This window comes from Planotetraspora mira, assembly GCF_016863275.1.
Taxonomy (GTDB): Bacteria; Actinomycetota; Actinomycetes; order Streptosporangiales; family Streptosporangiaceae; genus Planotetraspora; species Planotetraspora mira.
The window spans coordinates 30194-56128 of the sequence record NZ_BOOO01000013.1 but is presented as its reverse complement, the minus strand read 5'-3'; the positions used below and the strand labels follow the sequence as shown (position 1 = coordinate 56128).

26 protein-coding genes and 1 tRNA gene are annotated in these 25935 nt (G+C 68.4%); 6 read left to right on the top strand and 21 right to left on the bottom strand.

The window, feature by feature from the left end; all coding sequences use genetic code 11:
* Window positions 1-33: 33 nt before the first annotated feature.
* The 8 genes from Pmi06nite_RS11475 to Pmi06nite_RS11440 all read right to left on the bottom strand — a co-directional run bounded on the left by Pmi06nite_RS11475 (window position 34) and on the right by Pmi06nite_RS11440 (window position 8627).
* On the bottom strand, window positions 34-804 hold the full coding sequence (locus Pmi06nite_RS11475) for a hypothetical protein (RefSeq protein WP_203952907.1): 771 nt from the start codon (window positions 802-804) through the stop codon (window positions 34-36).
* A 179-nt stretch (window positions 805-983) separates the two neighbouring features.
* Window positions 984-2126 (bottom strand): aromatic ring-hydroxylating oxygenase subunit alpha, encoded by a 1143-nt coding sequence (locus tag Pmi06nite_RS11470; RefSeq protein ID WP_239113831.1) that lies wholly within the window; start codon window positions 2124-2126, stop codon window positions 984-986.
* Window positions 2127-2387: 261 nt separating this feature from the next.
* Window positions 2388-2759: a ClpX C4-type zinc finger protein gene (locus Pmi06nite_RS42565; RefSeq protein WP_203952906.1), complete on the bottom strand. Its 372-nt coding sequence runs from the start codon at window positions 2757-2759 to the stop codon at window positions 2388-2390.
* Window positions 2760-2929: 170 nt separating this feature from the next.
* Window positions 2930-3274 carry a DUF1801 domain-containing protein gene (locus Pmi06nite_RS11460; protein ID WP_203952905.1) on the bottom strand — a complete coding sequence of 115 codons (345 nt, stop codon included), beginning with the start codon at window positions 3272-3274 and terminating at the stop codon, window positions 2930-2932.
* Between the two features lie 42 nt (window positions 3275-3316).
* Complete coding sequence (locus Pmi06nite_RS11455; protein WP_203952904.1) at window positions 3317-4066, bottom strand: SDR family NAD(P)-dependent oxidoreductase; 750 nt, start codon at window positions 4064-4066, stop codon at window positions 3317-3319.
* Between the two features lie 185 nt (window positions 4067-4251).
* A complete protein-coding gene (locus tag Pmi06nite_RS11450; RefSeq protein WP_203952903.1) occupies window positions 4252-6948 on the bottom strand; it encodes an ATP-binding protein in 2697 nt (898 codons plus the stop codon).
* 265 nt (window positions 6949-7213) lie between these two features.
* Entirely contained in the window at window positions 7214-7582 is a 369-nt protein-coding gene (locus Pmi06nite_RS11445) for a hypothetical protein (RefSeq protein WP_203951079.1), read from the bottom strand.
* 319 nt (window positions 7583-7901) lie between these two features.
* Entirely contained in the window at window positions 7902-8627 is a 726-nt protein-coding gene (locus Pmi06nite_RS11440) for a DUF4839 domain-containing protein (RefSeq protein ID WP_203952902.1), read from the bottom strand.
* Between the two features lie 517 nt (window positions 8628-9144).
* Here Pmi06nite_RS11440 and Pmi06nite_RS11435 point away from each other — a divergent pair.
* A complete protein-coding gene (locus tag Pmi06nite_RS11435; protein ID WP_203952901.1) occupies window positions 9145-9654 on the top strand; it encodes a hypothetical protein in 510 nt (169 codons plus the stop codon).
* A 152-nt stretch (window positions 9655-9806) separates the two neighbouring features.
* On the opposite strand, the gene Pmi06nite_RS11430 is transcribed toward Pmi06nite_RS11435, so the two are convergent.
* Entirely contained in the window at window positions 9807-10031 is a 225-nt protein-coding gene (locus Pmi06nite_RS11430) for a hypothetical protein (protein ID WP_203952900.1), read from the bottom strand.
* Between Pmi06nite_RS11430 and Pmi06nite_RS42960 the strand changes: the two genes are divergently transcribed.
* Complete coding sequence (locus tag Pmi06nite_RS42960) at window positions 9922-10587, top strand: tyrosine-type recombinase/integrase (protein WP_373317289.1); 666 nt, start codon at window positions 9922-9924, stop codon at window positions 10585-10587. The genes Pmi06nite_RS11430 and Pmi06nite_RS42960 overlap by 110 nt on opposite strands.
* Here the strand turns inward: Pmi06nite_RS42960 and Pmi06nite_RS11420 are convergent.
* From Pmi06nite_RS11420 to Pmi06nite_RS11405, 4 genes are all read right to left on the bottom strand, one after another.
* Window positions 10559-11404 (bottom strand): ABC transporter permease, encoded by an 846-nt coding sequence (locus Pmi06nite_RS11420; protein ID WP_203952898.1) that lies wholly within the window; start codon window positions 11402-11404, stop codon window positions 10559-10561. The two genes, Pmi06nite_RS42960 and Pmi06nite_RS11420, sit on opposite strands and share 29 nt — an antisense overlap.
* On the bottom strand, window positions 11401-12393 hold the full coding sequence (locus Pmi06nite_RS11415) for an ATP-binding cassette domain-containing protein (RefSeq protein ID WP_203952897.1): 993 nt from the start codon (window positions 12391-12393) through the stop codon (window positions 11401-11403). Before Pmi06nite_RS11415 ends, Pmi06nite_RS11420 begins: the two co-directional genes overlap by 4 nt.
* A 16-nt stretch (window positions 12394-12409) precedes the next feature.
* Window positions 12410-12994 (bottom strand): NADPH-dependent FMN reductase, encoded by a 585-nt coding sequence (locus Pmi06nite_RS11410; RefSeq protein WP_203952896.1) that lies wholly within the window; start codon window positions 12992-12994, stop codon window positions 12410-12412.
* Between the two features lie 107 nt (window positions 12995-13101).
* Window positions 13102-13965 carry an SDR family oxidoreductase gene (locus Pmi06nite_RS11405; protein WP_203952895.1) on the bottom strand — a complete coding sequence of 288 codons (864 nt, stop codon included), beginning with the start codon at window positions 13963-13965 and terminating at the stop codon, window positions 13102-13104.
* A 142-nt stretch (window positions 13966-14107) separates the two neighbouring features.
* Here Pmi06nite_RS11405 and Pmi06nite_RS11400 point away from each other — a divergent pair, with 142 nt between their 5' ends.
* Window positions 14108-14491 carry a winged helix-turn-helix transcriptional regulator gene (locus tag Pmi06nite_RS11400; RefSeq protein WP_239113830.1) on the top strand — a complete coding sequence of 128 codons (384 nt, stop codon included), beginning with the start codon at window positions 14108-14110 and terminating at the stop codon, window positions 14489-14491.
* A gap of 14 nt (window positions 14492-14505) precedes the next feature.
* Here the strand turns inward: Pmi06nite_RS11400 and Pmi06nite_RS11395 are convergent, their stop codons facing one another.
* From Pmi06nite_RS11395 to Pmi06nite_RS11385, 3 genes are all read right to left on the bottom strand, one after another.
* Window positions 14506-16089 (bottom strand): prenyltransferase/squalene oxidase repeat-containing protein, encoded by a 1584-nt coding sequence (locus tag Pmi06nite_RS11395; protein WP_203952893.1) that lies wholly within the window; start codon window positions 16087-16089, stop codon window positions 14506-14508.
* Between the two features lie 34 nt (window positions 16090-16123).
* The gene (locus tag Pmi06nite_RS11390) at window positions 16124-16948 is read right to left on the bottom strand and encodes a terpene synthase family protein (RefSeq protein WP_203952892.1); all 825 of its coding nucleotides are present in this window, start codon (window positions 16946-16948) and stop codon (window positions 16124-16126) included.
* 386 nt (window positions 16949-17334) lie between these two features.
* Window positions 17335-17408, bottom strand: a tRNA-Lys gene (locus Pmi06nite_RS11385).
* 85 nt (window positions 17409-17493) lie between these two features.
* On the opposite strand from Pmi06nite_RS11385, the gene Pmi06nite_RS11380 reads away from it, so the two are divergent.
* Window positions 17494-18342: an AAA family ATPase gene (locus Pmi06nite_RS11380; RefSeq protein WP_203952891.1), complete on the top strand. Its 849-nt coding sequence runs from the start codon at window positions 17494-17496 to the stop codon at window positions 18340-18342.
* A 20-nt stretch (window positions 18343-18362) separates the two neighbouring features.
* Complete coding sequence (locus Pmi06nite_RS11375; RefSeq protein WP_203952890.1) at window positions 18363-19766, top strand: vWA domain-containing protein; 1404 nt, start codon at window positions 18363-18365, stop codon at window positions 19764-19766.
* Window positions 19767-19881: 115 nt separating this feature from the next.
* Here the strand turns inward: Pmi06nite_RS11375 and Pmi06nite_RS11370 are convergent, their stop codons facing one another.
* Window positions 19882-20652 (bottom strand): nuclease-related domain-containing protein, encoded by a 771-nt coding sequence (locus Pmi06nite_RS11370; RefSeq protein WP_203952889.1) that lies wholly within the window; start codon window positions 20650-20652, stop codon window positions 19882-19884.
* Between the two features lie 181 nt (window positions 20653-20833).
* Between Pmi06nite_RS11370 and Pmi06nite_RS11365 the strand changes: the two genes are divergently transcribed.
* Window positions 20834-21436, top strand: coding sequence for a TetR/AcrR family transcriptional regulator (locus Pmi06nite_RS11365; protein WP_203952888.1), 603 nt, complete (start codon window positions 20834-20836; stop codon window positions 21434-21436).
* Here Pmi06nite_RS11365 and Pmi06nite_RS11360 read toward each other — a convergent pair.
* The 4 genes from Pmi06nite_RS11360 to Pmi06nite_RS11345 are packed head-to-tail and all read right to left on the bottom strand — an operon-like array spanning window position 21429 to window position 25911.
* Entirely contained in the window at window positions 21429-22568 is a 1140-nt protein-coding gene (locus Pmi06nite_RS11360) for an acyl-CoA dehydrogenase family protein (RefSeq protein WP_239113829.1), read from the bottom strand. The two genes, Pmi06nite_RS11365 and Pmi06nite_RS11360, sit on opposite strands and share 8 nt — an antisense overlap.
* Window positions 22565-23737, bottom strand: coding sequence for an acyl-CoA dehydrogenase family protein (locus Pmi06nite_RS11355; RefSeq protein ID WP_239113828.1), 1173 nt, complete (start codon window positions 23735-23737; stop codon window positions 22565-22567). The genes Pmi06nite_RS11360 and Pmi06nite_RS11355 overlap by 4 nt, the downstream gene beginning before the upstream one ends.
* Window positions 23738-23754: 17 nt before the next feature.
* Window positions 23755-24960, bottom strand: a complete 1206-nt coding sequence (locus Pmi06nite_RS11350; RefSeq protein WP_203952887.1) for an acyl-CoA dehydrogenase family protein — start codon at window positions 24958-24960, stop codon at window positions 23755-23757.
* Window positions 24961-25911 (bottom strand): phosphotransferase family protein, encoded by a 951-nt coding sequence (locus tag Pmi06nite_RS11345; RefSeq protein ID WP_203953220.1) that lies wholly within the window; start codon window positions 25909-25911, stop codon window positions 24961-24963.
* Between the last annotated feature and the right edge of the window lie 24 nt (window positions 25912-25935).

The window sequence follows — 25935 nt, the reverse complement described above, 5'->3', positions numbered from 1 at the left end:
ACGCCGCCGGAGGGGGATTCAAGAAAGGTGGAGTCAGTCGCGCTGCTCGATCTCACTGCGAAGCTTCACGAGCTCGGTCCCGGTCTGATCGCCGGACTTGAAGTAGATGACGATCATCCCCATGGTGTTGCCGTCGGCCCAGGTGCACACACCGGTCGGGATGTTCTCGATGGTGGCGTCGCCGCAGTTGGCCGCGCCGCCCAGCGGTCCCGGCTGGACCGACTTCACGTTGGTGACCTTCACACCGCCGCTTCCCATGCCGCTGACGAGCTGGCCGGCCGCCTTTTCCGGAGAGGGGACGTGAGCCGACACGCCGAGAATCATGACCATGTCCTGCTTCGCCGGGTCGCCGTAGAAGGCGGAGATTGTTCCGGTCGCTCCCGGCGCCGCCTTCTTCGCTGTCGCGACCACCTGGTCGCTCACCGCGCGAAGGTCGGCGTCCACGATCTTGGGCCGACCACCGAGTGTCGCCGGTTCGACGACGTGCGTCCGGATACCGCTCTGAACAGCGTTCGTCTTCTCGGTGTGGTCCTTGAGGGCGTAATTGACCACGGTGCTGCCGAGGACGGCGCCCAGCGCGGCAAGACCAATGGTGGCGATCTTGCCGACATTACGCTTTTTCGGTGGAGGCGCCGAAGGTTGCGGGTAGCCGGGGTAAGGCGGCTGGCCACTGCCCGGGTAGCCGGGGTAAGGCGGCTGGCCGCTGCCCAGGTATTCGGGAGGGCCGTCCGGCCGGGCGAACGGCGGGTGCGATCCGCTGGCCGTATTCGGGTATTCCGGCATATCGAGGGGGGGTTGAGACACGGGTACTCCACGAGTTAGTCCCAGGTTCGGGGCGCGGTGATCCTATCTACGCTCGACATGTCACCACAAAACAGCGCAAACCATCACTATTACGACCTAGTCAGACGCGACTCGCGGAGGTAGCACCCGCTTGAGCGACGGGGGCGGCTCCCCCTGGCGAGGTCCGACGGACCCCCAGGTCAGGATCGTTCAAGCTCGCGTCGGTAGGCATCGAGGATGAGGCCGTGGAAATGGTGGACCGCGTGCTCCGACAAACCGGACCCGTCGGGGTCATAAACGATCTTCCCCTGGGTGAACGCGGGGGTGCGCATTCCGCGCTGGACGCTTTCCACCAAGGCGATGTCCTCCACCTGGAGAACCTCGTCGATGTACCGGATGCTGTCCAGTTCGGTCTCGTCGGGCTCCGCGGTCTCCAGATAGAAGTCCCAGATCTCGCGAGTCCGTTGCGGGCCGTCAGGGATGATCTGCAACACCATGAAGTTCCCCCGGCCGGGATAGCGCAGCAGGCAGGTGTTGGGCCACAGCCACCAGACCGCATGCTCGGTGACCGTCGCACCTGACACGTCGTAGGCGGAGTTCTCCGTTCTCCCGGCCTGGGCCATGTGGCTGGAGTAGATCCCGTAGGTCGTGACCTTGTAGGTGCTCATGTCGACCAGGGACACGAAGTCTTTGTGGGCCACGTGGCAGTGGTAGCACTCCAGGAAGTTGTCGACGACGTTCTTCCAGTTGGAGGCGATGTCATAGGTGAGCCGGCGGGCGAGGGTCAGCTTGGCCACGTCGGGCGCCCTCGCCTCGATCTCCGCCTCGAGGTCCCCGGCCTGCTCCGACAGAGGGGCCGCCTCCGGGTCGAGGTTGACGTAGACCATGCCGCCGAACTCGGTGACCTGGACCTGGTCCAGGCACACCGTGGAGGTGTCGAAGCCCGGCATGTCACCGGTGTTGCGCGCGCGCCTCAACTGGCCGGTCAGGTCGAAGTTCCACGCATGGTACGGACACACGATGCTGCGCCGGACGCCGGAACCGGACAGCAGTTCATGTGCCCGGTGCTTGCACACGTTGTAGAACGCCCGCAGCGTGCCGGCCGCGTCCCGGACGGCGACGATGGGCATGCCGGCCACCGTGCCCGTCACATAGCTTCCCGGCTCCCTCAGCTTCTCCACGTGGCAGAGCCACTGCCACGAACGAGCGAAGATCGCCCGCTGTTCGACCTCGAACCACTTCGGATCGGTATAGGCGTCGGCGTGCAACGACATCGACAACGCGGGGTTCGGGTCGTATCCGGCCGAGATGTGGTCGATCGCGGAGATCGAATCGGGGGCCACCGTACCTCCAAGACCTGGCACCAAGAGCACGGGTGCCCAGGCGGCTATCCCGCGAGACGGAACAGGAATCCCCGACCGGCCAGATTGAGGCTAATGATCCTTTTAGTGAAGATTCAAGCCCCCAGAGCACCTAATCGGTGCAGCCGACCACGGCGCCATGCGCCCCGAGTGTGCCCCCCGGCACTTCGCGGGCCCCGGACGGAACCGGACCGGAACCGAGGGCTCCCTCCGTTCCGGTCCGGTGAGCAGGTTGCAGGGCGTTCACTCCTCGCCGGAGAACCGTCCCCATGCGGACTGGCGGGTGACCCCGAGAGCTTCGCCGATCTTGCTCCAGGTGACGCCGCGTCGGCGCAGTTCCTGCACCCACGAACGAAGGTCGGCCTCGGCCTGGTCGATATGTGCGGCGACGCGCGGAATGTGACCCAGCATCTCCTCGTCTGTCAACGACTCCCAGACAGGTACGCGCGGTCCTGCGGGACTACCGAGGCTCCCGTCGATGATCGACGCGGCGAGAGCCACGCATTCGTTGCAGATGTGCACTCCAGCACCGGCGACCAGCTTGTCGACCTTGGTGTCCGGCTTGTCGCAGAAGGAACAGCGAGCGAGTTCGGTCAGGGTGTCAGGCGATGTCACAGCGTGCTCCTATGGTGTCAGGGCGTCCCTGACACCATAGCTCGTCAGGGAACCCCTGACAACGGGTATGCACGTTGCACCCTTCCGAAGCGCCGGCTGACGACACCTCGGCAGCAGGCGATGCCGTTGCCGGAGACTCGCTCCTGGCCGCGCGAGGTCGGTCTTGTTGCTCACAAAGCGATCGTGGTCTTCTCCAGGATGTCCGCGAGGCGCGTGTAGTCGACATCCCGCCCTTCTTCGATGTCGACGACCTTGCGTTCCCCTTGGCCCAGAGCTCGGATGAAGCCCTTGACCACAGGGATGTCCGTGGCGTTGAACACCATGAATGACACCTTGTTCCGGGAGACCGCTATGACGGCCGCGAAGTGGCCGTTCTTGAGGAAGTGCGGCTTGCCGTACTGCAGCCGTTCTTCGACCGTGGGAACGGTCTCGTGGACCATTGCGCGCAGTTTCTCGCAGACGCCGATCTGCCAGGGCGCGGTCTTGTTGATGTACTGGGTGACGTCGTCGTTCATGCTGTTCTCCAAATGTCGCTTCCGCAGGTCCCTCAAGTTGTGTCAGTCGACGAGGGCTCCGCAGGACATGTTCACCTGCGTGGAGGTGATGCTCCTGGCGTGTTCCGACGCCAGGAACGCGGCGACTCGGCCGACGTCGTCCAGGGTCGCGGCTCGCTTGAGAAGCGTCGCATCCACCATCTTCTGCTTGTAGGGCGCCATCTCGGGAAGGTCGGGCAGGGAATCGGGGATCCCACCGGTACGCATCGAGACCACGCGTACGGAGTGCGGGCCGAGCTCGCAGGCCCACTGGCGGCGCATGGCCTCGATCAGGTCGCAGCCGACCTGTACGGTTCCCAGGCCGGGCGAGGAGTTGGCCGGGTCTGAGCCGCCGAAGTGCAAGATGACTCCCGAGCCCTGCTTGACCATGTGCCGTGCGGCGGCCTGTGCGGTCAGCAGGAACGAGCGCGCCACCTTGTCCATCGCGTGGCCGAAGTCGGCGACGGGCATGTCGAGCAGCGGCACGAACAGCGCGTCCTGGGAGATGACGTTGACCGAGACGTCGATGCTGCCGGTCTGTGCCGCGATGGAGTCGACCCAGCCGTTGACGGCGCTCGCGTCCAGGGCGTCCACGATCGCCGTCTCGGCCAGGCCGCCCTGGCGGCGGATGTCCGCGGCGACGGTGTCGAGCTTGCCGGGAGTGCGCCCGGCGAGGAAGACCCGCGCTCCCTCGGCGGCGAAGCCCCGCGCCATCGCGCCGCCGATGGCTCCGCCGCCCCCATAGATCACCGCGGTCTTGTTCTCCAGAAGCATGTGCGTCTCCGTTCGTCGGTTCGATGGCTCGAATCTAGGGACGGCACGGCAGGGCGGGCATCGGCCTCACGACTGCTCTGACAGATCCGCTGATCAGGACGGGCGGCGACGGCAACGGCGTACCGCAGGCCGGTCCGCGACGGGTGCCGGCCATGGTGACGAGTAAGTAGGTCGACTGATACGGCTCACAGCTGGAGCTTGGCGAGCTCCATCCTGCGGGTCACGCCGATCTTCGGATAAGCCCGGTAGAGGTGATGTCCCACGGTGCGCGGGCTGAGGTACAGGCGCGCCGCGATCTCCCTGTTGCTGTACCCGGCTGCGGCCAGTCGCACAACCTGGAGTTCCTGTGGGGTCAGCCGCTGGAGCGGGTCGTCGGCCTGAGCATGGGCCACGGGTCTGTCGCCGAGGACCGCCAGTTCGGTGCGGGCACGCTCGGCCCAGCGTGCCGCGCCGAGCCTGGCGAAGGTGTCCTCTGCTTGCGCCAGAGCGGCGCGGGCCTCTGAGCGGCGGCGCTGGCGGCGCAGCCATTCTCCGTAGGCGAGCCTGGTCCGCGCGAGTTCGTACGGCCGGTCGGGGATGAGCCGCAGCGCGGCGCGATAGTGGCGTTCGGCCTGGTCACCGTCGGCGAGCAGGGCCTGGCAGCGCAACTCCAGAGCCTTGCCGACGTCATTGTGGCCGGCCCACGCCGCCAGGGTCGGCAGGTGTCGTCGGGCCAGGTCGGTGCGTCCGGTGCGGATGGCGGCTTCGACGTGATCCGGTATGGCCCTGATGAGGAGATCGTGCCGGGCAGGGCCCCCACATGCTTCCTCGAACCAGTCGAGCGCCTGCTCGGAACGTCCCTCGGCGAGATCGAGCAGTCCCACGCCCCACGAGGCGAGGGCCGCGTTGGTGGGGTGCAGGGCGGCGTGTTCACGCACCTCGGCGGCCAACGCACGGCACTCGGCGGCGTCGCCGATGACGGCGGCCAGCCAGGCCGCGATGGCCTTCAGCACGGTCACCTGCATGTCCATGCCGATGTCGGACGCCAGCGAGATGCCTTGAGCGAGGTCGGCCTGAGCGCCGCGGAAGTCGCCCCGCAGCAGCCGGCCGATGGCCAGCGGCTCCAGTACGTACGGAAGCCAGCCGAGCGACCCGTCCGCTCTGACGTCGGCCGCCAGCGACTCCAGCAGGTCCGTCGCCGCCACGTCGTCGGCGGTCAGCAGCCCCATGAATCCGGCGATCACCCGCTCGACGAAGTCCTGGACGGTTCCGGTCCGGACAGCCTCGACCAGCGCGCGCATGGGCACGACCGCCGCGCCGAAATCGCCCTCCGCGTGCCTGCCGTACCCGATCAGGGCCGCCACCACGGGCGTCAGCGCCGCGCCCGAGGGCAGCCGGACGGTCTCCAACTGGGCGACGGCCTCTTTGACGAGATCGTGGGCGCATGCGTCACGGGCCGCCCACACGGCCTCGGTCAGCATGGACACCGCCCGCTCCGGATGGGTGCCGGTGATCAGCGTGGCGCCCTCCAACGCCAGGGCCGCGTCGGCGGCCGGCGAGGTGCTTTCGTAGGCCACTTGCGCGCGCACGTAGGTGGCCTCGGCGACGACGGCGGCCCTGCCGGTCAGCGCAGCGGCCTCGGTCGCCAGCCGGGTCGCCCATTCCGGGCGGCCGGCGTCGTAGGCCGAGCGGGCCGCGCGGACCATGCGCTGCGCCTTGCCCTCCTGGCCGGTGCTGAGCCGCGCGGCCCGCTCGTACGCCAAGGCGACCGCCACCGCCCCACCGCGATATCGGGCTCGCTCGGCGGTGTGTTCCAGCTCGCCGGCGATTTCATCGTCGGGGCCGGTGGCCGCGGCGGCCCGATGCCACGTGCGGCGGTCGGAGTCCGCCACAAGCGACAGCGCACCAGCCAGGGCTTGGTGTACCGCGATGCGCTGATGATGAGGGGCGCTCTGATACACGGCCGAGCGGATCAGCGGATGACGGAACCTGATCTCGTCGGCTGACGTGACGACGAGACGGGCCTCCTCAGCCGGACCGAGATCGACGGGTGACGCACCGAGGGCGACGCCCGCCCGCAGGACCACATCGAGTTCGCAGGTGCCGTCGGCCGCCGCCAGCAGAAGGAGCAGGCGAGTGGCCGCGGGCAGCTCCTCCAACTGGGCCCGGAAGGCGTCCTGCACGCGTCCGGCGATCCTCAGCGGACCGACCGGCGTGACCAGGCCGTCCCTCGACGCGTGGGAAAGCTCTATCAGGGCCAGCGGGTTGCCGCCCGCCTCCTCCAGGAGCCTGTCACGCACCGGAACAGTCAGCTCGGGCGCGCATTCCGCCAGCAGTTCCACGGCGGAGTCACGGTCCAGTCCGTCCAGCCGCATGACCTCGATCCCCGGCGTGAGGAACGGTTGTGCGGTGTCCCGTACCGCGAAGACCATCACGATCGGATCCTCGTGAAGCCTGCGCGCTGCGAACAACAGCGCGTCCGAGGACGCCTGATCCAGCCATTGAGCATCGTCGATCAGGCACACCAGCGGCCGCCGCGCGGCGAGGTCCGACAGCAGCGTCAGCGTCGCGGCGCCGACGAGGAACGGGTCGCGCACCGGAACCTCGGCCAGGCCGAACACCGACCGCATGGCGGCCGCCTGCTGGCCCGGCAGAACGTCCAGCCGGTCCACGAACGGATGCAGGAGCAGGTGGAGCCCACTGAATGGCAACTCGGCCTCGGTCTCGATGCCGGCCCCCCGTAACACCTCCATCCCGTCCGCGACCGACGCCAGATCCTCGATCAGGGCCGACTTGCCGATCCCCGCCTCACCCCGCACGACCAGTGCCCCGCTCCGCCCTTCGCGGGCCTTCGCAAGCAGCACCTCCAAACGGTCGCGCTCAAGGCGGCGTCCTTTCAGCATGACGGCACAGTAGCGCCTACACCCATCTGCCGCCCGATGCCGCAGACCGGGCGCGGAAGGCCATGGATGCCTTCTTCGCACCCGGTCGCCTCAACGGTCATCGCACCCCTCTGGGAGATCCATATGGGCATTTCCCAAGGTGGACACCACCGGTCGTCACTTGCGGTTGAAGTAATCAGGCATCGCCGTGACCTGCGACAAAACCCTGAACCATCGCGATGACCTGCAACGGCCGTCTCGGTGGTTCTCGGCATTTCGCAGCTGATCACAGTGTCATGTGCCCTTGCTGTGCCCTCCGGCTCATGATCACATACTGAGCGGCCATGTCCCCCGCGAGCCTGATCTGCGCAGAGAGAACCTCATCGGCAGATCCGAAGACCTCAAAGGACAACTCACAACCGCCTACCGCCTGTGCCAGTCGCAATTCGAGTGTGGCCTTGCCACCCACCAAGGGGTAGCTGTACCAACGTCCCTCATTCTCATCATCCGTATCCGGCAGGGCGGCACCGATCGCCATCCAGTCAAGATCATCGAATGTATAGCCGACCAGCCACGCGAGAACTTCACAGAGAACTCTCGTGTTCTCCTCCCAGATCCAGCCCGTATGGATCAGATCTGACCGATGCACATCCACACCTCACTGCGCCGCGAGCCCGACCCGCAGAATACGTACACACCCGCAGCGGCTTCCAGCAGTCACATGTGGCTCATGGCACGGACTCCGCCGACTCCTCAGATGGACTCGGTGAGGATCTCAGCCTTCAGCCGGTCGTACTCCGCCACGGCGTCCGGGACGTGATCGAAGTAGTCCTCCCAGAATCCGATTCGGCGCCACTCCCGAGCGGAGCGCCGCGATCATCCAGCGCAGGAAGTAGCCGAGCGTGCAGGCCGATGCTGATGACGGCGCTAATCGGCCGGGCGCGCTGGTCCGTTGACGCGGCTGCCCATCTTGACTACCGGACTTCCGTCGAGACCGGGTCGAGGAAGAAGAGGCACTGCTCCGCGTTGAACTCGCCCACCTCGGCAACGAAGCGGAACTTGTCGCCTACGCCGACGGTGGCCGGGATCTTCTTGCCGGTCAGTTTCAGGTCAAAGATGTTGACGTCCTCGTACTTGAAGGCCGAGCCAACCGCTGTGTTCGGCCCCTTGTCGCCTGGGCCCAGGAGGAAGTCGTACCGGGTGTCGGAGTCACCGTGGGGCACCATGTTCACGATCGAGCCGTTGAACGCGACCGTCTGGCCCTCGTGCCTGGTCGCGAAGTCCAGGTTCGCGTCGTCGCAATAGTCCGCCCTCAGCAGCGCCGCGAACTCCCGGTTGTTCTGAGGCGTGATCACCTCAGTGGCATACGACTCGGCCGCGGTCGGAGCCGGCGTAGCGGAAGGCTTCTCGCTCGCAGCGACCGTCGACTTGTCTGACTCGTCCTCATTCTCGCCTCCGCCGCTGAGTGCAGAGGCAGCGCCGATGACGACGGTCAGGATCACGAGGACGGCGGCCGCCGTACCGATCAGGAGCCACGGCTGCGGCTTCTTCGGCCGACGGAAGTTGAGGGTGGAGCGAAGCGTGCCCTGGGCCTGTTCCACGAGCTCCCAGCCATCCTTCTGCATCTTCGAGATCACCAAGCCGTCGGTGCCGCGAACTGTCTGCACGGTCTTGTACTCGTACTTGATCTCGTCGACCATGCGGCTCCGCGCCCCCTAAATGGACTATTCAGACCGACTGCCTCGCGAGCATAGGGGACTCTGCGAGGAACGGTCCACGACCCACGGGCCGACGCAGCGCCCGGGAAGCATCGGTCGAGCCGGCATGTGGGCCGGATTCTGACCCCAGCGTTTCTCTGACCTGCGGCCGACCCCCGAAACCCCGCCTGAGCTGCGATTTCATGTTCCAGAACTTGCCAACAGTTTCGGGAATCTCTCGCTCTGCGCCGGAACAGAAACGGAACAGGGCCGCACTCCGCCGCAGTGGGAGGGAGCGAGCGACCCGCGCGGCGCGCACGCATCGAGCAGCACCCCGCGACCGGGAGTTCCAGTCGAACTTCGGGGCAGGCGTACCTGTCATGCCAGCCAGATCAAAAACGGAGCGGCAATAGTCACGCGCTGGCATGCTTTGTCAGTATGAGTAACGCCGCTGGAGCCGCATGGATCACGTCCGCAGCTTGAGGCGAAACCCGCTCTATCCAGGGAAGCGTAAGAGTCAGTGAAGATCAGAAGGTTTAGTAAGGTTTTTCTGGCCATCTCTGGCCAACTGGGCATTATTGGGCTCCAGCTTCTTGTTTCATTGGGTGGCGAGCCCACTTGGAGTGGGCGGTTTGCGATGCTTACCTGGGCACCCTTTGCGATGTACGTTATATGGCGCCTCTTCCTTAATCCATATGTAAAATACGGGGAGCGTGAAGTGGTCGTCAACAACGCTTTTAGTAGGTATACTATCCCCTATGCGGAGATTTCGTCGTGCGGTGGCAACCGAAGCCTTGTAATTAACACGAGGGGTCACGGTAAAATTCTGGTAGACGCCCTTGATGCGTCGTTTCTCTGGAAGGGGAAGAGGGACTCGGTGGCCCTTGAATTGATGAAAAGAAAGGAGGGTTCCAAGGGGGCGGTTGGAGAATTTAGGAGAGTGGTCACTTTAGGATTTCCTGAGATTCTCGTCCTCGCTCTAACGGTGCTCTTCTGTCTTCTTTTGGCGCTTTCTTTCGGTAGTTGGTAATGACCGTGTTGTTGACGAGCACGCCGATACCCAGATCCAACGCCTGGTCATGGCTCGTCAGCTCCTGAAGTAGCCCGGGCCGGAGACGAGGAACCTCGGTCAGCGAAGTTGGCGCGGGAGTGATTGCCACCTTGAACTGAGATGAAATTCGCTCAGGTGCGGCGGGCGCGGGCGCGGCGTTTGCCTTCGTGCATGGCCTGGACGCGGGCGACCGGAATCGTGTGGCCCTCCTCCACCAGGTCGGCCGGCAACTCCTGCGGTTCCTGCATGAGTTCCACCCACGGGTCCCGTTCGCCCAGCAGTCCGGCCGCGGTATGCACGGTGAAGTCGGCTGGGGAGACGTTGTCCAGGTCCTCCCAGGCGACGGGGAACGACACGGGCACGCTCGTGCTTAGTCCGCCAAAGCGAGGCAAGGTGCGATCGGTTCCGCTTCCGGATTCCGTCGCCATGCATCTGAGCGCCCACATCGCGGACTTCCCGCCAGTTGAGGTGACTCTCCCCTGGCGAGTTCCTAACGGTGAGCCGATCGCGGCCGCGCTGCTCTTCACGACCTCGAACGGCCGGGCCTTGCGTCGCCCCTCCTTCAACAGGACATGGCAGACCGCGCTCAAAAATGCAGGCATTCACGGCGGTCGTGAGAACGGATGTCACGCCTTGCGGCACACAGCAGCCTCGGCCTGGTTGGGCGCCGGCGTCGACATCCGCACGGTGGCCGAATTTCTCGGGCACAACGACCCAGGGTTCACGCTGAGGACGTACACCCACCTGCTGCCGGATGCCGCGGACCGGGCGCGGAAGGCCATGGATGCCTTCTTCGCGCCCGGCCTCGTGGAAGGGTCGAGTGCCCTGACTGTGCCTTCTGAAGATCAACCTAGGCGTTTCCGCAGGTGGACACCGTCGGTTGTCACTTGCGGTTGTACAGGCGCATCGTGAGCGTGCCGAAGACCACGACCAGCACGGCTCCGGAGATCAGCACCAGGGTGACCTCCCCGGTGTCGGTGGCGCCTCCCATCAGCGAACGAACGGCGCTGACCAGATGCGTGATCGGGTTGACCTCGACGAACGCCTGCAGCCAGCCCGGCATGGTCTCCGGTTGGACGAAGACGTTGCTGAGGAAGGTGAGCGGGAACAGCACCAGCATGCTGACGCCCATCACCGACTTCTCACTGCGCAGCAGCAGTCCGAACATCGTCCAGACCCAGGAGAACGCGAACGAGAAGGCGATCAGCAGGCCCACTCCCGCCAGCACGCCGACGACTCCGCCGCCCGGCCGGAAACCCAGGATCAGGCCCACCACGAGGATGACCAGGGACGCCACCGTGTAACGGAACATGTCGCCGAGGATGTAGCCGACCATCGGCGCGGGCCGCCAGATCCGCAGCGACCGGAAGCGGTCGAACACCCCCTTCTCGATGTCGGTGTTGACCGCCACGCCGGTGTACATCGTGATCATCACGATGCTCGTGACCATGATTCCCGGCAGCAGGTACTGCAGATACTCGGTCGTCGAGCCGGCGAGCGCACCACCGAACAGGTAGGTGAACATCAGCGTCATGATGATGGGGAACGCGGTCACGTCGAACAGCTGCTCGGGCACGTGCTTGATCTTCAACATCGCGCGCCAGCCGAACGTGATCGAGGCCGACAGCGCGCTGGGGCGCTGCGGACGCGCCCCCGGCGCCAGGACCGCGCCGAGCGTCTCGGCGGCGGGGACGTACGTCGTGCCGGTCTCCGTGGTCGTGGCGCTCATGCCGCTGTCTCCTCTGACGTGGCCGGGTGGTCGGTGAGGGCGAGGAAGACCTCGTCCAGGCTGGGCTGGCCGAGGGAGAAGTCGTCGACGGTGATGCCGGCCGCGGCGAGTTCCGACAGCGCGCGGGCGGCCTGCTCCGCGGCAGCGTGCTCGATGCCCTCCCCCGCCACCCGGGCGGTCAGGGCCACCGGATCGGCTTCGAGTTGTACGGGCGCGTCCAGCGCCTTGGACAGGACACGCTCTGCCTCCGGCCGCTGGGACGCGTCACGCAGCCGTACGTGCACCGAACCCGCGCCGACCGAGGCCTTCAGCTGGCCCGGCGTCCCCTCGGCGATGACCTTGCCGTGGTCGATGACCGCGATGCGGCCGGCCAGCCGGTCGGCCTCGTCGAGGTACTGCGTGGTCAGCAGGACCGTCGTGCCGTGGGCGACCACGATGCGGATGATGTCCCAGACCTGGTTGCGGCTGCGCGGGTCGAGGCCCGTGGTGGGCTCGTCGAGGAAGAGCAGTTCGGGGGTGCTGAGGATGCTGGCCGCGATGTCCAGTCGCCTGCGCATGCCCCCGGAGTAGTTCTTCACCTGGCGGTCGGTGGCGTCCGTGAGCCCGAACGCCTCCAGCAGTTGTCCCGCCCTGTCCCTGGCGCCCGGCTTCCGGTAGCCCAGAAGCCTGGCGATCAGGACGAGGTTCTCCATCCCGGTCATGTCCTCGTCCACCGAGGCGAACTGCCCGGTCAGGCTCACCCTGCCGCGCACCGCGTCCGGATTGCGCAGGACGTCGTGACCGAACACCCGCGCCTCGCCGCCGTCGGGGCGAAGTAGTGTGGCCAGGATCCGCACCGCCGTGGTCTTGCCCGCCCCGTTGGGGCCGAGCACGCCGTACACCGTCCCGGCGGGGACCGTGAGGTCCAGGCCGTCGAGCGCACGGTTCTTCCCGAAAATCTTGATCAGGCCCGACGTCTCTATCGCCGGGCCGGTTCCAAGCTCACCCATGATCTGTCCTCTCCGGTTACGCGACGTACGGCCTCGCGGCGCGCGCGGCCCGCAGCGCGAGGCCCCACCAGACGAGCTGGTCGAGCATGGCCTTGCTCGCCTGGATCTGTTCGTCAGTGCCACATGGCCTGCCGCTGTCGTCGACGCCGCCGCCGAGCAGGTTGAAGCCGACGCTGTCACGCATGGTCACGGCATGCAGCTCAGTGAAGATCGTCCGTAGCTGCTCGATCGCATAGATGCCCTCCGACCTGCAGCCGTACGACACGAAGCCGACCGGCTTGGCCTGCCACTCGTCGTAGGCGTAGTCGATCGCCTGCTTGAGGGAGGCGGGGAAACTGCGGTTGTACTCGGGAGTGACCACCACGAAGGCGTCGGCCCTGCCTATCTCCGCGGTGAACCTGCGCATCTGGGACGTCGCCTCGTGCGGATACCTGGCGGGGAAGGCGAACTCGGCCAGATCGACGACCTCCGCCTGGAGGTCCTTCCGCTCTCGCACCCGTTCCACGAACCACCGGCCGATGACGTCGCAGACACGGCCCTCCCTGGTGCTTCCGATGATCGCTGCCATGCGCAGCGGGGGCACGGCCTCCGCGAGCCACATCGGCGTCCCTCCTCGGCTGTCCGGCGTCACCCCACAGGCGCGAGAAACGGCGAGGCGCCCGCTAGATCGGATCTAGCGGGCGCCTGCCGTACGGAGCCGTCGTGGCGTCAGGAGGCCAGCGCCTCCGCGATCGTGTCGGCGATGGGCGTCGTGGGACGCCCGATGAGCCGCGACAGGTCCCCGGGCGTGGCCGCCAGCACGCCCCTGCCGATGCCTTCGTCCATGTCCACGAGAATGTCGGCGAAGCCCTCGGGAAGCCCCACGCCGGTGAGGATCGCCTTGTGCTCGGCGGCGGTCAACGAGGTGTGCACGATTTTCTTGCCCGTCTGCCGCGTCACCTCCTCGGCGAACTCCTCGAACGTCCATGTGGTGTCACCGCCCAGTTCGTACGCCTTGTTCAGGTGACCGTCGGCGTGCATGACGACGGCCGCGGCCGCCGCGTAGTCCGCGCGGGCAGCGGTGGCGATGTGACTGCCGGGAGCGACGTTGTTGACGATGGCGCCGCGCTCGATGTTCCCGGCCAGGTCGCGGGTGTACACCTCGGAATACCAGTTGTTGCGCAGGAAGGTGTACGGCAGGCCGGAGTCGAGGATCAACTGCTCGGTCTCGCGGTGGTCGTCCGCGAGCAGGAAGTCGGCCTTGGGCCCGCCGAACGCGCCGACGTAGGCCAGTTGTGCCACGCCCGCCTCCTTCGCGGCGTCGATCACCGCGACGTGCTGGGCGGCGCGCCTGCCCACGTCGGTGCTGGGGACCAGCAGCACCCGGTCCTCAGGCCGGAACGCCCCCGTGAACGTCTCGGGCCGGTCGTAGTCGGCGATGTGCAGACCGACGCCCTTCGCCACCAGATCGGCGGCCTTCTCCGCGCTGCGCGCGACGGCCGTGATCCCGTCCGCCGGTACCCCGGCGGCGAGCAGGTCCGTGATGACCAGACGGCCGAGCTGACCGGTCGCGCCGGTGATGACGATGCTCATTGAAGTACTTCTCCCCGTTAGGTGTGCGCCATGAGTGCAGGTCGCGCGCTCGGAGCTCACCATACGAGCGGTACCGGCATGGCCGTAAGTACCCACCTTCAAGTAAGGTACTGGTATGGGTGTAAGTGACAAGGCTGGAGCTGTGGCGACCGGGACACTCGCACCCCCGCCGAACGTCAATCGCGCGGGGTGCCCCTCGCGGGTCGTGCTCGAACACGTCACCAGCCGCTGGGGCGTGCTGGTCCTGGCGGCGCTGCGCGAGCGCTCGTACCGCTTCAGCGAGCTGCGCCGCGAGGTCGGGGGCGTGAGCGAGAAGATGCTCGCGCAGACCCTGCAGACCCTGGAACGCGACGGTTTCCTCCACCGCGACGCCAAGCCCGTCATCCCGCCGCGCGTCGACTACTCCTTGACTCCCATGGGCCACGAGGTCGCCGAGCAGGTATGGACGCTGACCCGGTGGGTCGAGTCCAGGCTGGACGACGTCTTCGAGGCGCGCGACGCCTACGACGGATCCCGGGAGCCGTAGGGCCCACGCACGACCTATTCCCCACTGGGGAGACCGGCGGCCTGCGCGATGTGCAGGGCGGCCAGCCGTACGGCGCGGCAGATGGCCAACGGTGCGTACAGTTCCTTGTCCTGCCACAGGGCGGGGTGCCGTTCGGGGTCCTCGGCCCGCATGAACGCGTGGCCGCGGGCGGCGGCCCGCCGGGTCCGCGGGTCGGCCCGGCCTGGGCGGGTGCGGAGCAGGATGTGGATGGCGTAGGCGGTCTCCTCACTGGTGCCGCCCCATCGTCCCCACGAGCCGTCCGCGTTCTGGGTGGCGAGGGTCCACTCGACGGCTCTGCGCACCACGTCGTCGCGGTCCACCAGGTCCAGCGCCAGCGCGCAGTGGGCGGTCGCGTAGTAGGCGGACGCGTGCCATTTGTCCGTCCAAGAGCCGTCCCGCCGTTGGGCGTCGGCGAGCCATCGGACGATCTTGACGATGGCGGCGCGGTGTCGGCCGGTGTCGCCGGAGGCGCGGGCGACGTGTTCGGCGAACGCCTCCAGGACGTGGGCGTTGGCGGTGGGCGACGGTGTCCGCTCCCCGACCCAGCAGCAGAAGTGGTCATCCAACTCGAACTCCCACAGGCGGGCCGGATCACGCGGGCGACCGAGCCGCGCCAGCGTGGCCAGCGCCGCACTCGTGGTGTCGGCGTCGGGCGGAAGCCCCGGCGCTCCGCCCATCGCACCGGCGTCCAGTGTGGTTTCCAGTTGGGTGACGAGTGAGCCGGAGACGCTGACGTCGAGGCCCGCTCCCAGCAGGGTCGCGATGACCCAGATCCGCTCGAAGCCGTACAGCGGGAAGATCCCCGGCAGCGCCCCGCCGTGATCGGCGCCGGCCGACTCCAGGTAGGCGATCGAGGCCGGTTCGTCCATCGGCGGGCTGCCCAGCCACGCGGCGGTGGCGGCCGGTGAACAGGAGACGGCGCCTCCTGCCGGTACGACCGATCTCGCGGCGCGGGCCAGGTCGCCCATGACCTCCAGGGAGTGCCAGAGCTTCACGGGCGCGTTTCCACTGACGCGCAGGTGCTCGCGGGCTTTGGCCAGCGACTGCGGGGCCGAGCCCGGCGGCCGCTCCAGCCGGGCGCCGCCACTCCAGGCGTCCAGGCCGGAGACCGGGCTGGACGCGAGGCGGTCGAGATGGGCGTTCACCTCCGCGGTCAGCGCGGGTGCGATGAGCTCCGCAGCCACCGTGTCGGGAAGGCGCGCGGGGTCGTTCCGGTGGAGCAGGGACCACAGGGCGGACAGGCCGCGGTGGGCGGCCCCGGCGAGCCGCCCCTGCTCGGCGGCGGAGACGTCTTCCCGGCATCCGGCGTTCAGCAACGCCTCGACGGCGCTCAGCGTCGGGATCACGGCATAACCGTCCGGGCCGCCCCAGGTTCCGTCGGCTTTCTGGGCCGACATCAGGAAACGCAGTCGTCCTCCGGCGTTCGGCAGCCAGGGGGCCAGGGTGTTCACCCGGCCGGTGTCGTAGATCGAGGGAGAGGTCTCGCCCAGCGGGCGGGCGGTCAGCCCGGCCAGCACCTCGGCGGCGGATGACGGGAGCGGGGTTCCGGCAGGCGAGGAGGTGGCGGTGTCTGTCACGTGTTTCCCCAGTCTGAAAGGTGCGGGACAGCGCTCAGCCGGTGTGGCCGGCCTCGAATCGCTGGTACATGCGGACGCTCCAGATCAGATGGCGTTCCAGGGCCGCGACCGGTCCGGGGACGATCCCCGCCAGCGGCCGGAGCCGCCGGCGGCAGCGGTTCAGATGCTCGGCCAGCGATGCGGCGAGGTCCTGCGGAGCGAGGCCCAAGGCGAGCGCGTCGATCGTCCCTTCGGCCTGCTCCCGGGCGTGACCGCGCAGGTCGTTGGCCAGCCGGACGGCCATCGAGGCGTCGTCGAGGGGGCCGCGCAGCTCCGGGAGCCGGTCGGGCAGGGCCGGATCGTCCATCGCCGACCACGCCGCCGTGACCATCATGGCCAGGCCGATGCTGCCGGTGGCGTGCCGCAGATACTCGGCCAGGGGCGGCGGTTCCGCCCCCCGCGCGACGTCGTCCGCGGCGTGACGTTCGAACGCCGTGCCCAGCAGCGACTCGGTGACGGCCTGCCGCCACCGGTCGTGCACCGCCTCGCCTGACGGCCCCGCGTGGACCTGGTCGCGGATCTCGGCCAGGGAGACCTGCAGCGGATCGCCGGACGTGGGTGCGCCGCCGTCGACGACCTCCAGGCAGCGCGTGATCCCGGCGTCCACGAGCGAGCCGTCGGAGCCGGGCCCGTCGGACCAGGCGTCGAGGGCCAGCAGCCAGGCCGCCGTCTGGGCGACCGGGTAGCAGGCGGACGCGGACAGCCAGGGAGTGCAGTTGGCCGCCGTCAGAGAGCACAGCGGCACCATGGCGGGGTCGAAAGGGCGGCCGAGCCGGGTGGTCCACTCCCGCAGCCTGCCGATCAGCTCGACCGCGGTCACGGAGGCATCGGCCGCGGCCTGCACGTCCAGAGACCTGTGGACATGGGCCACCTCAGTGGACGCACCCGTCAGGGCGAACCATCGAGGATCGAGCGGAACGGCCCGTGTGTCAGGCGATCGCGGGCCCGGGGCCCGGCCACGGGACATCAGAGGATCGAATCTTCACGGCCGGTGGTGCCTGATCGAATCACGGGGGGTCCGGGCTCTCTCGTCGATCGTGCCCGCCGCATCGTGCGGACGGCCAAGTGGATCACAACAGAGATTCACCGATTCGTCCATGGGTGCTGATGAGACCGACGACGACTCCCGGGACGTGACCGCGACTCCACGACCGGGTGAAAAACGGAAAACCCAGGTCGGCTGTATCGACCTGGGTTTCAGAGAAGTGCGCCGCCAGGGACTCGAACCCCGGACCCGCTGATTAAGAGTCAGCTGCTCTAACCAACTGAGCTAGCGGCGCAGAGCTCTTAGAGATTATCGCAATGCCCAGACCACTCAAAACCGGGCTACGCTAGAACAACATTCGGTCGACGCTGGGAGCACAGATGTGGTTCGCCTCGCCTGACGAGGTCCGGGAACGGCTTGCGGCCGTGGACTACCTTGCCGACGACGGCATCACGACATCGGTCTTCCTGGCCGGAGCGCTCGGCAAGCCGTTGCTGACCGAGGGACCGGCCGGGGTCGGGAAGACCCAGCTCGCCAAGGCCGTCGCGGCGGCCACGGGCGCCCGGTTGATCAGGCTGCAGTGCTACGAGGGCCTCGACGAGGCGCGGGCGCTCTACGAGTGGAACTACAAGAAGCAACTCCTGCGCATCCAGGCCGACGACGACGCCTGGGACGACATCTTCTCCGAGGAGTTCCTCCTCGAACGCCCCCTGCTGAAGGCGATCAGGAGCGACGAGCCGACGGTGCTGCTCATCGACGAGACCGACAAGGCCGACGTCGAGGTCGAGGGACTCCTGCTGGAGATCCTGTCCGACTACCAGATCACGATCCCCGAGCTCGGCACGATCGTCGCTGCGCGCACGCCGTACGTCGTGCTCACCTCGAACGCGACGCGCGAACTGTCGGAGGCGCTCAAGCGGCGCTGCCTCTACCTCCACCTCGACTACCCCACCCCCGAGCGCGAGCGCGACATCGTGCTGGCCCAGGTGCCCGGCCTTCCCGCGAGCATCGCCGAACAACTCGCGCGTACGGTCGCCGCGCTGCGCGTCCTGGAGCTGAAGAAGTCGCCGTCGATCGCCGAGACGATCGACTGGGCCCGTACCCTGCTCGCGCTGGGCCGTACGGAACTCGACGAGACGGTCATCGGACAGACGCTCGGCGTGGTGCTCAAGCACAACTCCGACCAGGCCAGAGCTGCCAAGGAGCTCGGCCTGCCGGCTCGGTCATGAATACGGGCATGAAAACGGCCATGACACGGGAGTCGCTGGTCGACCGGCATCTCGGCTTCGTCCAGGCGCTGCGCGAGGCGGGGCTGCCCGTCTCGCTCGCCGAAGGGCTCGACGCGGCCGGCGCCCTCACCGTGATCGACCTGGCCGACCGGAACACGCTCCGCGAGGCGTACGCGGCGACGCTGGTCAAGCGCCCGTCGTACCGTCCCGGCTTCGACGTGCTGTTCGACCTGTGGTTCCCGCCCGTGGTCTCGGACGGCCCGGGCGCGGACCCGGATGCGGACACGGATCCCGACACGGGCGACTGGCGGGACCACGCCGTCGACCTGGAGCACGCCGAGATCCCCGAGTTACGCGACCGGCTCGCCGACCTGCTGATGGACGATCCCGACGACCCCGCGTTCCGGGAGTTCGCCCGTGCGATGGTGGAGCGGTTCGGCCGGGTTCAGGCGGCGGCGGGACGCCAGTCGTGGTTCTCCTTCGCCGTCATGCGCGCGCTGTCCCCCGAGACGCTGACGGCCCGCCTGCTCGGCCGGATGCTGACGGAACGCGGCGGCCTCCCCGAGAAGATCGCCCGCCAGCAGATAAGCCGAAATATCGCTAGATTCCAGGAAGAAGTGGCCACCGACGTCCGGCGGAGGATCGCCGAAGAGTCGGGCATCGAGAAGATCGCCCGTTCGACGGTCAAGCCGCCGATCGACAGGATCGACTTCCTGCGCGTGACGAAGGCCGAGCTGGCACAACTCCGCCGTGAGGTCTACCCGCTGGCCCGCCGGCTCGCGACCCGGCTCACGATCAGGAACCGGCTCGGCCGCCGCGGGCGGCTCGACTTCCGGCGCACGGTCAGGGCCTCGTTGTCGACGGGTGGAGTCCCGCTCAGCACGCGGCTGCGGCCCAAGCGCCCGCACAAGCCGGAGCTCGTGGTGTTGTGCGACGCCAGTGACTCCGTCTCCACGTTCTCCCACTTCACGCTGCTGCTCACCTTCGCCCTGCGCGAGCAGTTCACCAAGGTGCGCGCGTTCGCGTTCGTGGACACGGTCGACGAGATCACCAAGATGTTCGCGCCCGGCACCGACGTCATCGACGCGATCTCCCGGATGGCGCAGGAAGCCGACATCACCCGGTTCGGCCGCACCAACTACGGCAACGTCTTCGAGAGGTTCGCCGAGCGTTACGCGGACGCCGTTGGCCCGAAGACGTCGCTGCTGATCCTCGGGGACGCCCGCTCCAACTACCAGGCGCCCGCCCTGGACACGCTGAAGCGGCTGGCCGGCCGCGCCCGGCACGCGTACTGGCTCAACCCGGAGCCCCGGGCGCAGTGGGACACCGGCGACTCGGTCGCCACCGGCTACGGTTCGGTCGTCCCGATGCACGAATGCCGGAACGTCGCCCAACTGGCCGAGTTCATCGAGACGCTGAAGTGAACCCTCGAGCCGGCTCCCGGATCGAGATCCCCATCTCGATCCGGCCCATGTCCGGTGTCGGCCCCTGGTCACATCGACGTCCTTCGCCCGCGTCGATCTCCCAGCCGGCCGAGGATCACATCATGCGGCGCAGGATGCGGGCGGCCGTCCGCGACAACAACTCGATCTGCTCGGCGGTCAGCTCGGCGGTCGGTTCCGACCGGATCCAGCGCGCCACCTTGCGCGGATAGGAGACCGTCAGCCCCTCGCCCGTGAGCAGCCCGCCGCGCGAGTCGATCTTCCCGCCGTGGATGGCGAGCACAGGCGTGATCGTGACCGGGATGCCGGTCTCGCGGCTCAGCAGCCCCGCCATCGACGTGGCGGCGCCGATCAGCCCCTTGGCCACCGAGGTGCCGAACTTCTCGTCGAAGAACAGGCGCTCGCCGTACTTGGCGATGTGGGTGTCGGGTTCCCACGCCTCGTTGTCCACGATCCACACGCCTCCCGGTCCGATGACCAGGTGGTCGATCGAGGCCTCGCCCGGTATGGCACGGCCGTTCATGACGCGGTAACCGTGCCGGGTCAGCCCTCGGCGCAGGAGCCTCCCGGTCCTGACCTCGCCGCGCCGCTTGCCCCGCCATACGGCCGTGCGCTCGTGGGAGCGCCAGGCGATCAGGAGGTCGATCAGGGCCGCGGCGGCGGCGAACACCACGCCGGCGGCGAAGGGATTGTCCAGCCCCATCTGGAAGGCGAGGTAGTAGCCGGCGATGAAGCCGGCCACCCCGACGGCGGCGCGGACGCGGAGCCGGTTCTTGCGCCCGGCGAACCAGAAGGTCTCGTACAGGTTCTGCGGCGAGGCTCCTTTGAACTTCTCGTCCTGAGGCACGTAGATCGAGCCACTGGGCATGGCGAAAACTCCCCCACGGTAGGCAGGCGGCTGTCTCAGGGATACCCAAGTAGGAACCCCAGCTCTCCTCGGGATAGGAAATTAGCCCATTCCCGCCTCCGAAACCGGGGATTGGCCCCGTCCCCAGCACGTCGACCGACCAGTCGGTACGCTGTGCCGTACAGACAACGAGGAGGACACGATGGCGCGCAGCGCAGTCACCGTGGAGGAGCCGGTCCGCCGGCGCCTGCTCGCCGAGGCCACCCGGCTGTTCGCCGAACGCGGTTTCGAGAGCACGTCCGTCCAGGAGATCGTCGCAGCCGCCGGCGTCACCAAGGGCGCCATGTACCACTATTTCGGATCAAAAGATGACCTCCTGCACGAGATCTACGGCCGTGTCCTCCGACTTCAGATGGAGCGCCTGACCCGGTTCGCCGACGCGGAGGGGCCGGTCGCCGAGCGCCTGCACGCCACCGCGATGGACGTGGTCGTCACCACGGTCGAGAACCTCGACGACTCCAAGATCTTCTTCCGGTCGATGCACCAGCTCACCCCCGAGACGTACAAGACCGTCCGCGCCGAGCGCCGCCGCTACCACGAGCGCTTCCGCGACCTGGTCGCCGAGGGCCAGCGCGCCGGAGTGTTCCGCGAGGACATCCCGGCCGAGATGGTGGTCGACTTCTTCTTCGGCTCCGTCCACCACCTCGGCACGTGGTACAACCCCGACGGCCCGCTCTCGGGCCAGGAGGTCGGCAGGCACTTCGCCGACCTCCTGCTCGGCTCCCTCGGGCACTCGGTCAGCTGACCGGACCCGGCAGGTCGGCCAGCATGGCGAGGGCCTCGCGGTGGTCACCGGGAGTGCCCAGTGCGATCTCGTCGGCCTTCGCCCGCTTGAGGTAGAGATGCGCGGGATGCTCCCAGGTCATCCCGATACCGCCGTGAAGCTGCACGCACTCCTCCGCGGCGTGCACGGCCGCCACTCCGCAGTGCGCCTGGGCGACCGCGACCGCGACGTGCGCGTCCTCACCGGCGCCCAGCAGGGCGGCGGCGTTGCGGGCGGCGGCCCTGGCGCCGACGATCTCCAGCCACAGGTCGGCCAGCCGGTGCTTGATCGCCTGGAACGAGCCGACCGGCCTGGCGAACTGCTTGCGCTCCTTGACGTAGGCCACCGTCGTCGTCAGGCACCACTCGGCCACTCCGAGCTGCTCGGACGCCAGCAGGCCCGCCGCCAGCAGCAGGGCGTCCCCGACGCCGGCGGCGCTCCCGACGGGCCGCCCCCGTGCCCCGGAGAACGACACCGTCGCGATGGGCCTGGTCAGGTCGAGGGACGCCACGGTCTTGATCCTCGCCTCCGACGCGTCCACCGCGTAGAGCGCCGGGCCGCTCCCCTCCACCGAGACCGGGACGATCAGGACGTCGGCCACCTCCGCGCCGATCACCCCGGTCACCCTGCCGGTGAGTGTGCCGTCCGCGCCGAGCGTCACCGCCGGGAGCGGCGGCGTGTACGGCGAGGCCGCGAACGACACCGCGAGTGCGGCGGTGACCTCTCCCGAGGCCAGCCGTCCGAGCAGATCCCGAGCGGCCTCGTCCTGCGCGCCGAGCAGCGCGCGCGTGGCGAGGACGGCGCTGCTCAGATACGGCACGGGCGCCACCGCACGGCCCAGCTCCTCCAGGACGACGGCCGCCTCGCGCGCCGACGCGCCGGCGCCGCCCAGGTCCTCGGGGATCAGCAGCCCGGCCGCGCCGATGTCCCGCCCGAGCGCCTTCCACACCTCCAGGTCGTACGGCACGGCGGCGTCCGACGCCGCCGACTCGACGTGGGCCAGCACCGCCGAGGGCGAGCTCCGGCCGGACAGCAGGCCGCGGACGGCCGCCCGCAGCTCCTCCTCCACCTCGGTGTAGAGCAGCGTCATCGGGCTGTGTGCTTCCTCGCTCATCGGGGGAGGTCCTTCCAGGCGACGTCCTTGTCGACACGGGGCTCGGACGGGAGCCCGAGGACGCGTTCGGCGATGATGTTGCGGAGGATCTCCGACGTGCCGCCCTCGATGGAGTTGCCCTTGGCCCTCAGGTAGCGGTAGCCGGACCCGCGGCCGAGGAAGTCGACACTGTCGGAGCGGCGGAACGCCCAGTCGTCGTAGGCCAGGCCGTCCTCGCGCAGCAGCTCGACCTCCAGACCGGTCAGCTCCTGGTTGAGCCGCGCGAAGGCCAGCTTCATCCCCGACCCCTCAGGGCCGGGATGCCCCGCGGCGAGCTGTTCGCGCAGCCTGGTCGCCGTGAGGCGCATGACCTCCGCGTCGACCCAGAGCTTGAGCAGCCGCTGGTGCAGGGCGTGGGTGCGCAGCTCGGGACGCTCGCGCCACGTCTCACTGAGCAGGCCGATCATCGTCCGTCTGGTCGGCGTGCCGCCGATCGCCACCCGCTCGTTCATCAGCGTGGTCTGCGCGACGCGCCAGCCGTCGCCGACCTCGCCGAGCCGGAGCGAATCGGGCAGCCGGACGCCGGTGAGGAAGACCTCGTTGAACTCGGCCTCACCGGTGATCTGGCGCAGCGGCCGCACCTCGACGCCGGGGGCCTCCATGTCGCACACGAAATAGCTGAGCCCGCGGTGCTTCGGCACGTCCGGGTCGGTGCGCGCGACCAGGATCGCCCAGCGCGAGTGGTGAGCCCCCGACGTCCAGACCTTCTGCCCGTCGACGACCCATTCGTCGCCCTCCCTGACCGCCCGCGTGGCGAGCGTCGCGAGGTCGGATCCGGCGCCCGGCTCGCTGAAGAGCTGGCACCAGACCTCCTCCCCCGTCCACAGCGGCCGGAGGAACCGTTGCCGCTGCTCGTCGGTGCCGAAGGCGAGGATCGTCGGGGCGGCCATGCCGAGACCGATGGTGATCAGGCCGGGGTTGTTGTCCGGCGTGCCGCGGAACCTCCGCTCCACGACCGCCTGCAGACCGCGCGCCGCGCCGAGGCCGCCGAGCCCTTCGGGAAAGTGCACCCAGGCCAGACCGGCGTCGAACCGCGCACGCAGGAAGTCGAGCCGTTCCATCTTCGCCGGATCATGGTCGGCCAGGAACGCCTGAGCGCGCTCGTCGACCGCCGCCTCATCCCATCCCACGAGTCGTCCTCTCCCACTCAGTCCATGTACTTCTTGAGCTCGCGGTAGGCCAGAGACCTCTTGTGCACCTCGTCGGGGCCGTCGGCGAACCTGAGGCTCCGCACGCCCGCCCACGCGCCGGCGAGCGGGAAGTCCTGGCTGAGCCCGCCCGCGCCGTGCACCTGGATCGCCTTGTCGAGGATCCACTCGACGGCCGCCGGAGTGGCGATCTTGATGGCCTGGATCTCGGTGTGGGCGCCGCGGTTGCCGACCGTGTCCATGAGCCAGGCCGTCTTGAGCACCAGGAGCCGGAGTTGCTCGATCCGGACGCGGGACTCGGCGATCCAGTCCTGGACGACGCCCTGCTGGGCGATCGTCTTGCCGAACGTGCTGCGCGACAGGGCCCGCCTGCACATGAGCTCGACCGCGCGCTCGGCCGCGCCGATCAGGCGCATGCAGTGGTGGATGCGGCCAGGCCCGAGGCGTGCCTGGGCGATGGCGAAGCCGCCGCCCTCCTCGCCGATCAGGTGGTCGACGGGCACCCTGACGTCCTCGAAGACGACCTCGGCGTGGCCGCCGTGGCTGGCGTCGTCGTAGCCGAAGACCTTCATGCCCCGCTTGATCGTCAGACCCGGGGTGCCGCGCGGCACGAGGACCATGCTCTGCTGGCGGTGCGACGGGGCCTCGGGGTCGGTCTTCCCCATCACGATGAGGACCTTGCAGTTGGGGTTCATCGCCCCGGTGATGAACCACTTGCGGCCGTTGATGACGTACTCCCCGCCGTCCCTGACGATCGACGTCGAGATGTTCGTCGCGTCGGAGGAGGCCACGTCGGGTTCGGTCATCGCGAAGGCCGAGCGGATCTCACCGTTCAGCAGCGGCTCCAGGTATTCCTTGCGCTGCCACTCGCTGCCGAACTGCGCGAGCAACTCCATGTTGCCGGTGTCGGGCGCGGCGCAGTTGGTCGCGGACGCGGCGATCGACGGGGACCTGCCCATGATCTCGGCCAGCGGCGCGTACTGCAGGTTGGTGAGCCCGGCGCCCTCCTCTCCCGGCAGGAAGAGGTTCCACAGGCCGCGCTTGCGGGCCTCCCCCTTCAGGTCCTCGAGCAGGGGCGGCGGGCCCCAGCCGCTGGTGGCCGTCTGCTCCTCGTAGGCGCGCTCGGCGGGAAGGACGCACTCGTCCATGAACGCCAGGAGCCTGGCCCGCAACTCGGCCGTGGTGTCGTCGAACCCGAAATTCATCTAGACCTCCATGAGACCGCGGGCGACCAGCGGGGCGACCTGCTCACCGACCTCGGCGAACCCGTCCCCGACCGTGAGCCCCTGGGTGAAGCGGAAGTGGATGCCCTCGGCGATCACCGCGAGCTTGAAGCAGGCAAGGCCGATGTACCAGCCCAGGCGGGAGATGTCCCGGCCGGACGCCTCCGCGTAGTGGGCGGCCAGTTCGTCCGCGGGGGGCGACTCTCCGGCGTTCTCACTGTCGAGTTGGTTGAAGTCGCCGTAGAGAAGGAAGAGTGCCAGGTCGGTGAGCGGGTCGCCGAGTGTGGACATCTCCCAGTCGAGGACGGCCTTGACCCGGCCGTCCGCGACGAGTGTGTTGCCGAGCTTGAAGTCGCCGTGGACGATCGCCGGCTCGCCGGAGCGCGGAACCGACTGCGACAGCCGTGCGAAAAGCTCGTCGATGCCCGCGACCTCGCGGCTGCGTGAGGCGTCGAGTTGGCGCTTCCACCGGCTGACCTGGCGCTCGAGGAAGCCGTCCGGCCTGCCGAAGTCGCCGAGCCCGACGCCGCCGGGGGCGATCGAGTGGAGCGCCGCCAGCACGTCGACGAGTTGGTGGGCCAGTGCCGGGTCGATCGGGGGCTGACCGCCCTCGACGTACTCCATGACGTAGAAGGGTGCGCCGATCACGTCAGCGTCCTGGCACAGGTGGAAGGTCCGCGGCACCGGGACCGGCGTGTCCTGGAGCGCGCTCATGACGCGGTACTCACGGCTCATGTCGTGCGCGGTCGCGAGCACATGGCCGAGCGGCGGCCTGCGGACGACGAACGTCGCGTCGCCGTCCCTGACGACGTAGGTGAGGTTGGACTTCCCGCCCGTGATCATCTCGGCGGAGAGCGGACCGCGGGCGAGCCCCGCTTCACGCAGGTGATCCGCGAGCCGGCCCAGGTCCAGGCCGGGCGGGTCGGCGTTCACGCCGAGGGCGTCCTGTCCTGCGGC

Bases quoted from the DNA above. Each gene is read 5' to 3' on its own strand.
- Pmi06nite_RS11350 (WP_203952887.1), bottom strand. From the start codon at position 24,960: ATGAATTTCGGGTTCGACGACACCACGGCCGAGTTGCGGGCCAGGCTC.
- Pmi06nite_RS11440 (WP_203952902.1), bottom strand. From the start codon at position 8,627: ATGGTCGACGAGATCAAGTACGAGTACAAGACCGTGCAGACAGTTCGC.
- Pmi06nite_RS11415 (WP_203952897.1), bottom strand. From the start codon at position 12,393: ATGGGTGAGCTTGGAACCGGCCCGGCGATAGAGACGTCGGGCCTGATC.
- Pmi06nite_RS11450 (WP_203952903.1), bottom strand. From the start codon at position 6,948: ATGCTGAAAGGACGCCGCCTTGAGCGCGACCGTTTGGAGGTGCTGCTT.
- Pmi06nite_RS11380 (WP_203952891.1), top strand. From the start codon at position 17,494: ATGTGGTTCGCCTCGCCTGACGAGGTCCGGGAACGGCTTGCGGCCGTG.
- Pmi06nite_RS11370 (WP_203952889.1), bottom strand. From the start codon at position 20,652: ATGCCCAGTGGCTCGATCTACGTGCCTCAGGACGAGAAGTTCAAAGGA.
- Pmi06nite_RS11375 (WP_203952890.1), top strand. From the start codon at position 18,363: ATGACACGGGAGTCGCTGGTCGACCGGCATCTCGGCTTCGTCCAGGCG.
- Pmi06nite_RS42960 (WP_373317289.1), top strand. From the start codon at position 9,922: ATGAGTTCCACCCACGGGTCCCGTTCGCCCAGCAGTCCGGCCGCGGTA.
- Pmi06nite_RS11455 (WP_203952904.1), bottom strand. From the start codon at position 4,066: ATGCTTCTGGAGAACAAGACCGCGGTGATCTATGGGGGCGGCGGAGCC.
- Pmi06nite_RS11410 (WP_203952896.1), bottom strand. From the start codon at position 12,994: ATGTGGCTCGCGGAGGCCGTGCCCCCGCTGCGCATGGCAGCGATCATC.
- Pmi06nite_RS11405 (WP_203952895.1), bottom strand. From the start codon at position 13,965: ATGAGCATCGTCATCACCGGCGCGACCGGTCAGCTCGGCCGTCTGGTC.
- Pmi06nite_RS11360 (WP_239113829.1), bottom strand. From the start codon at position 22,568: ATGAGCGAGGAAGCACACAGCCCGATGACGCTGCTCTACACCGAGGTG.
- Pmi06nite_RS11365 (WP_203952888.1), top strand. From the start codon at position 20,834: ATGGCGCGCAGCGCAGTCACCGTGGAGGAGCCGGTCCGCCGGCGCCTG.
- Pmi06nite_RS11420 (WP_203952898.1), bottom strand. From the start codon at position 11,404: ATGAGCGCCACGACCACGGAGACCGGCACGACGTACGTCCCCGCCGCC.
- Pmi06nite_RS11460 (WP_203952905.1), bottom strand. From the start codon at position 3,274: ATGAACGACGACGTCACCCAGTACATCAACAAGACCGCGCCCTGGCAG.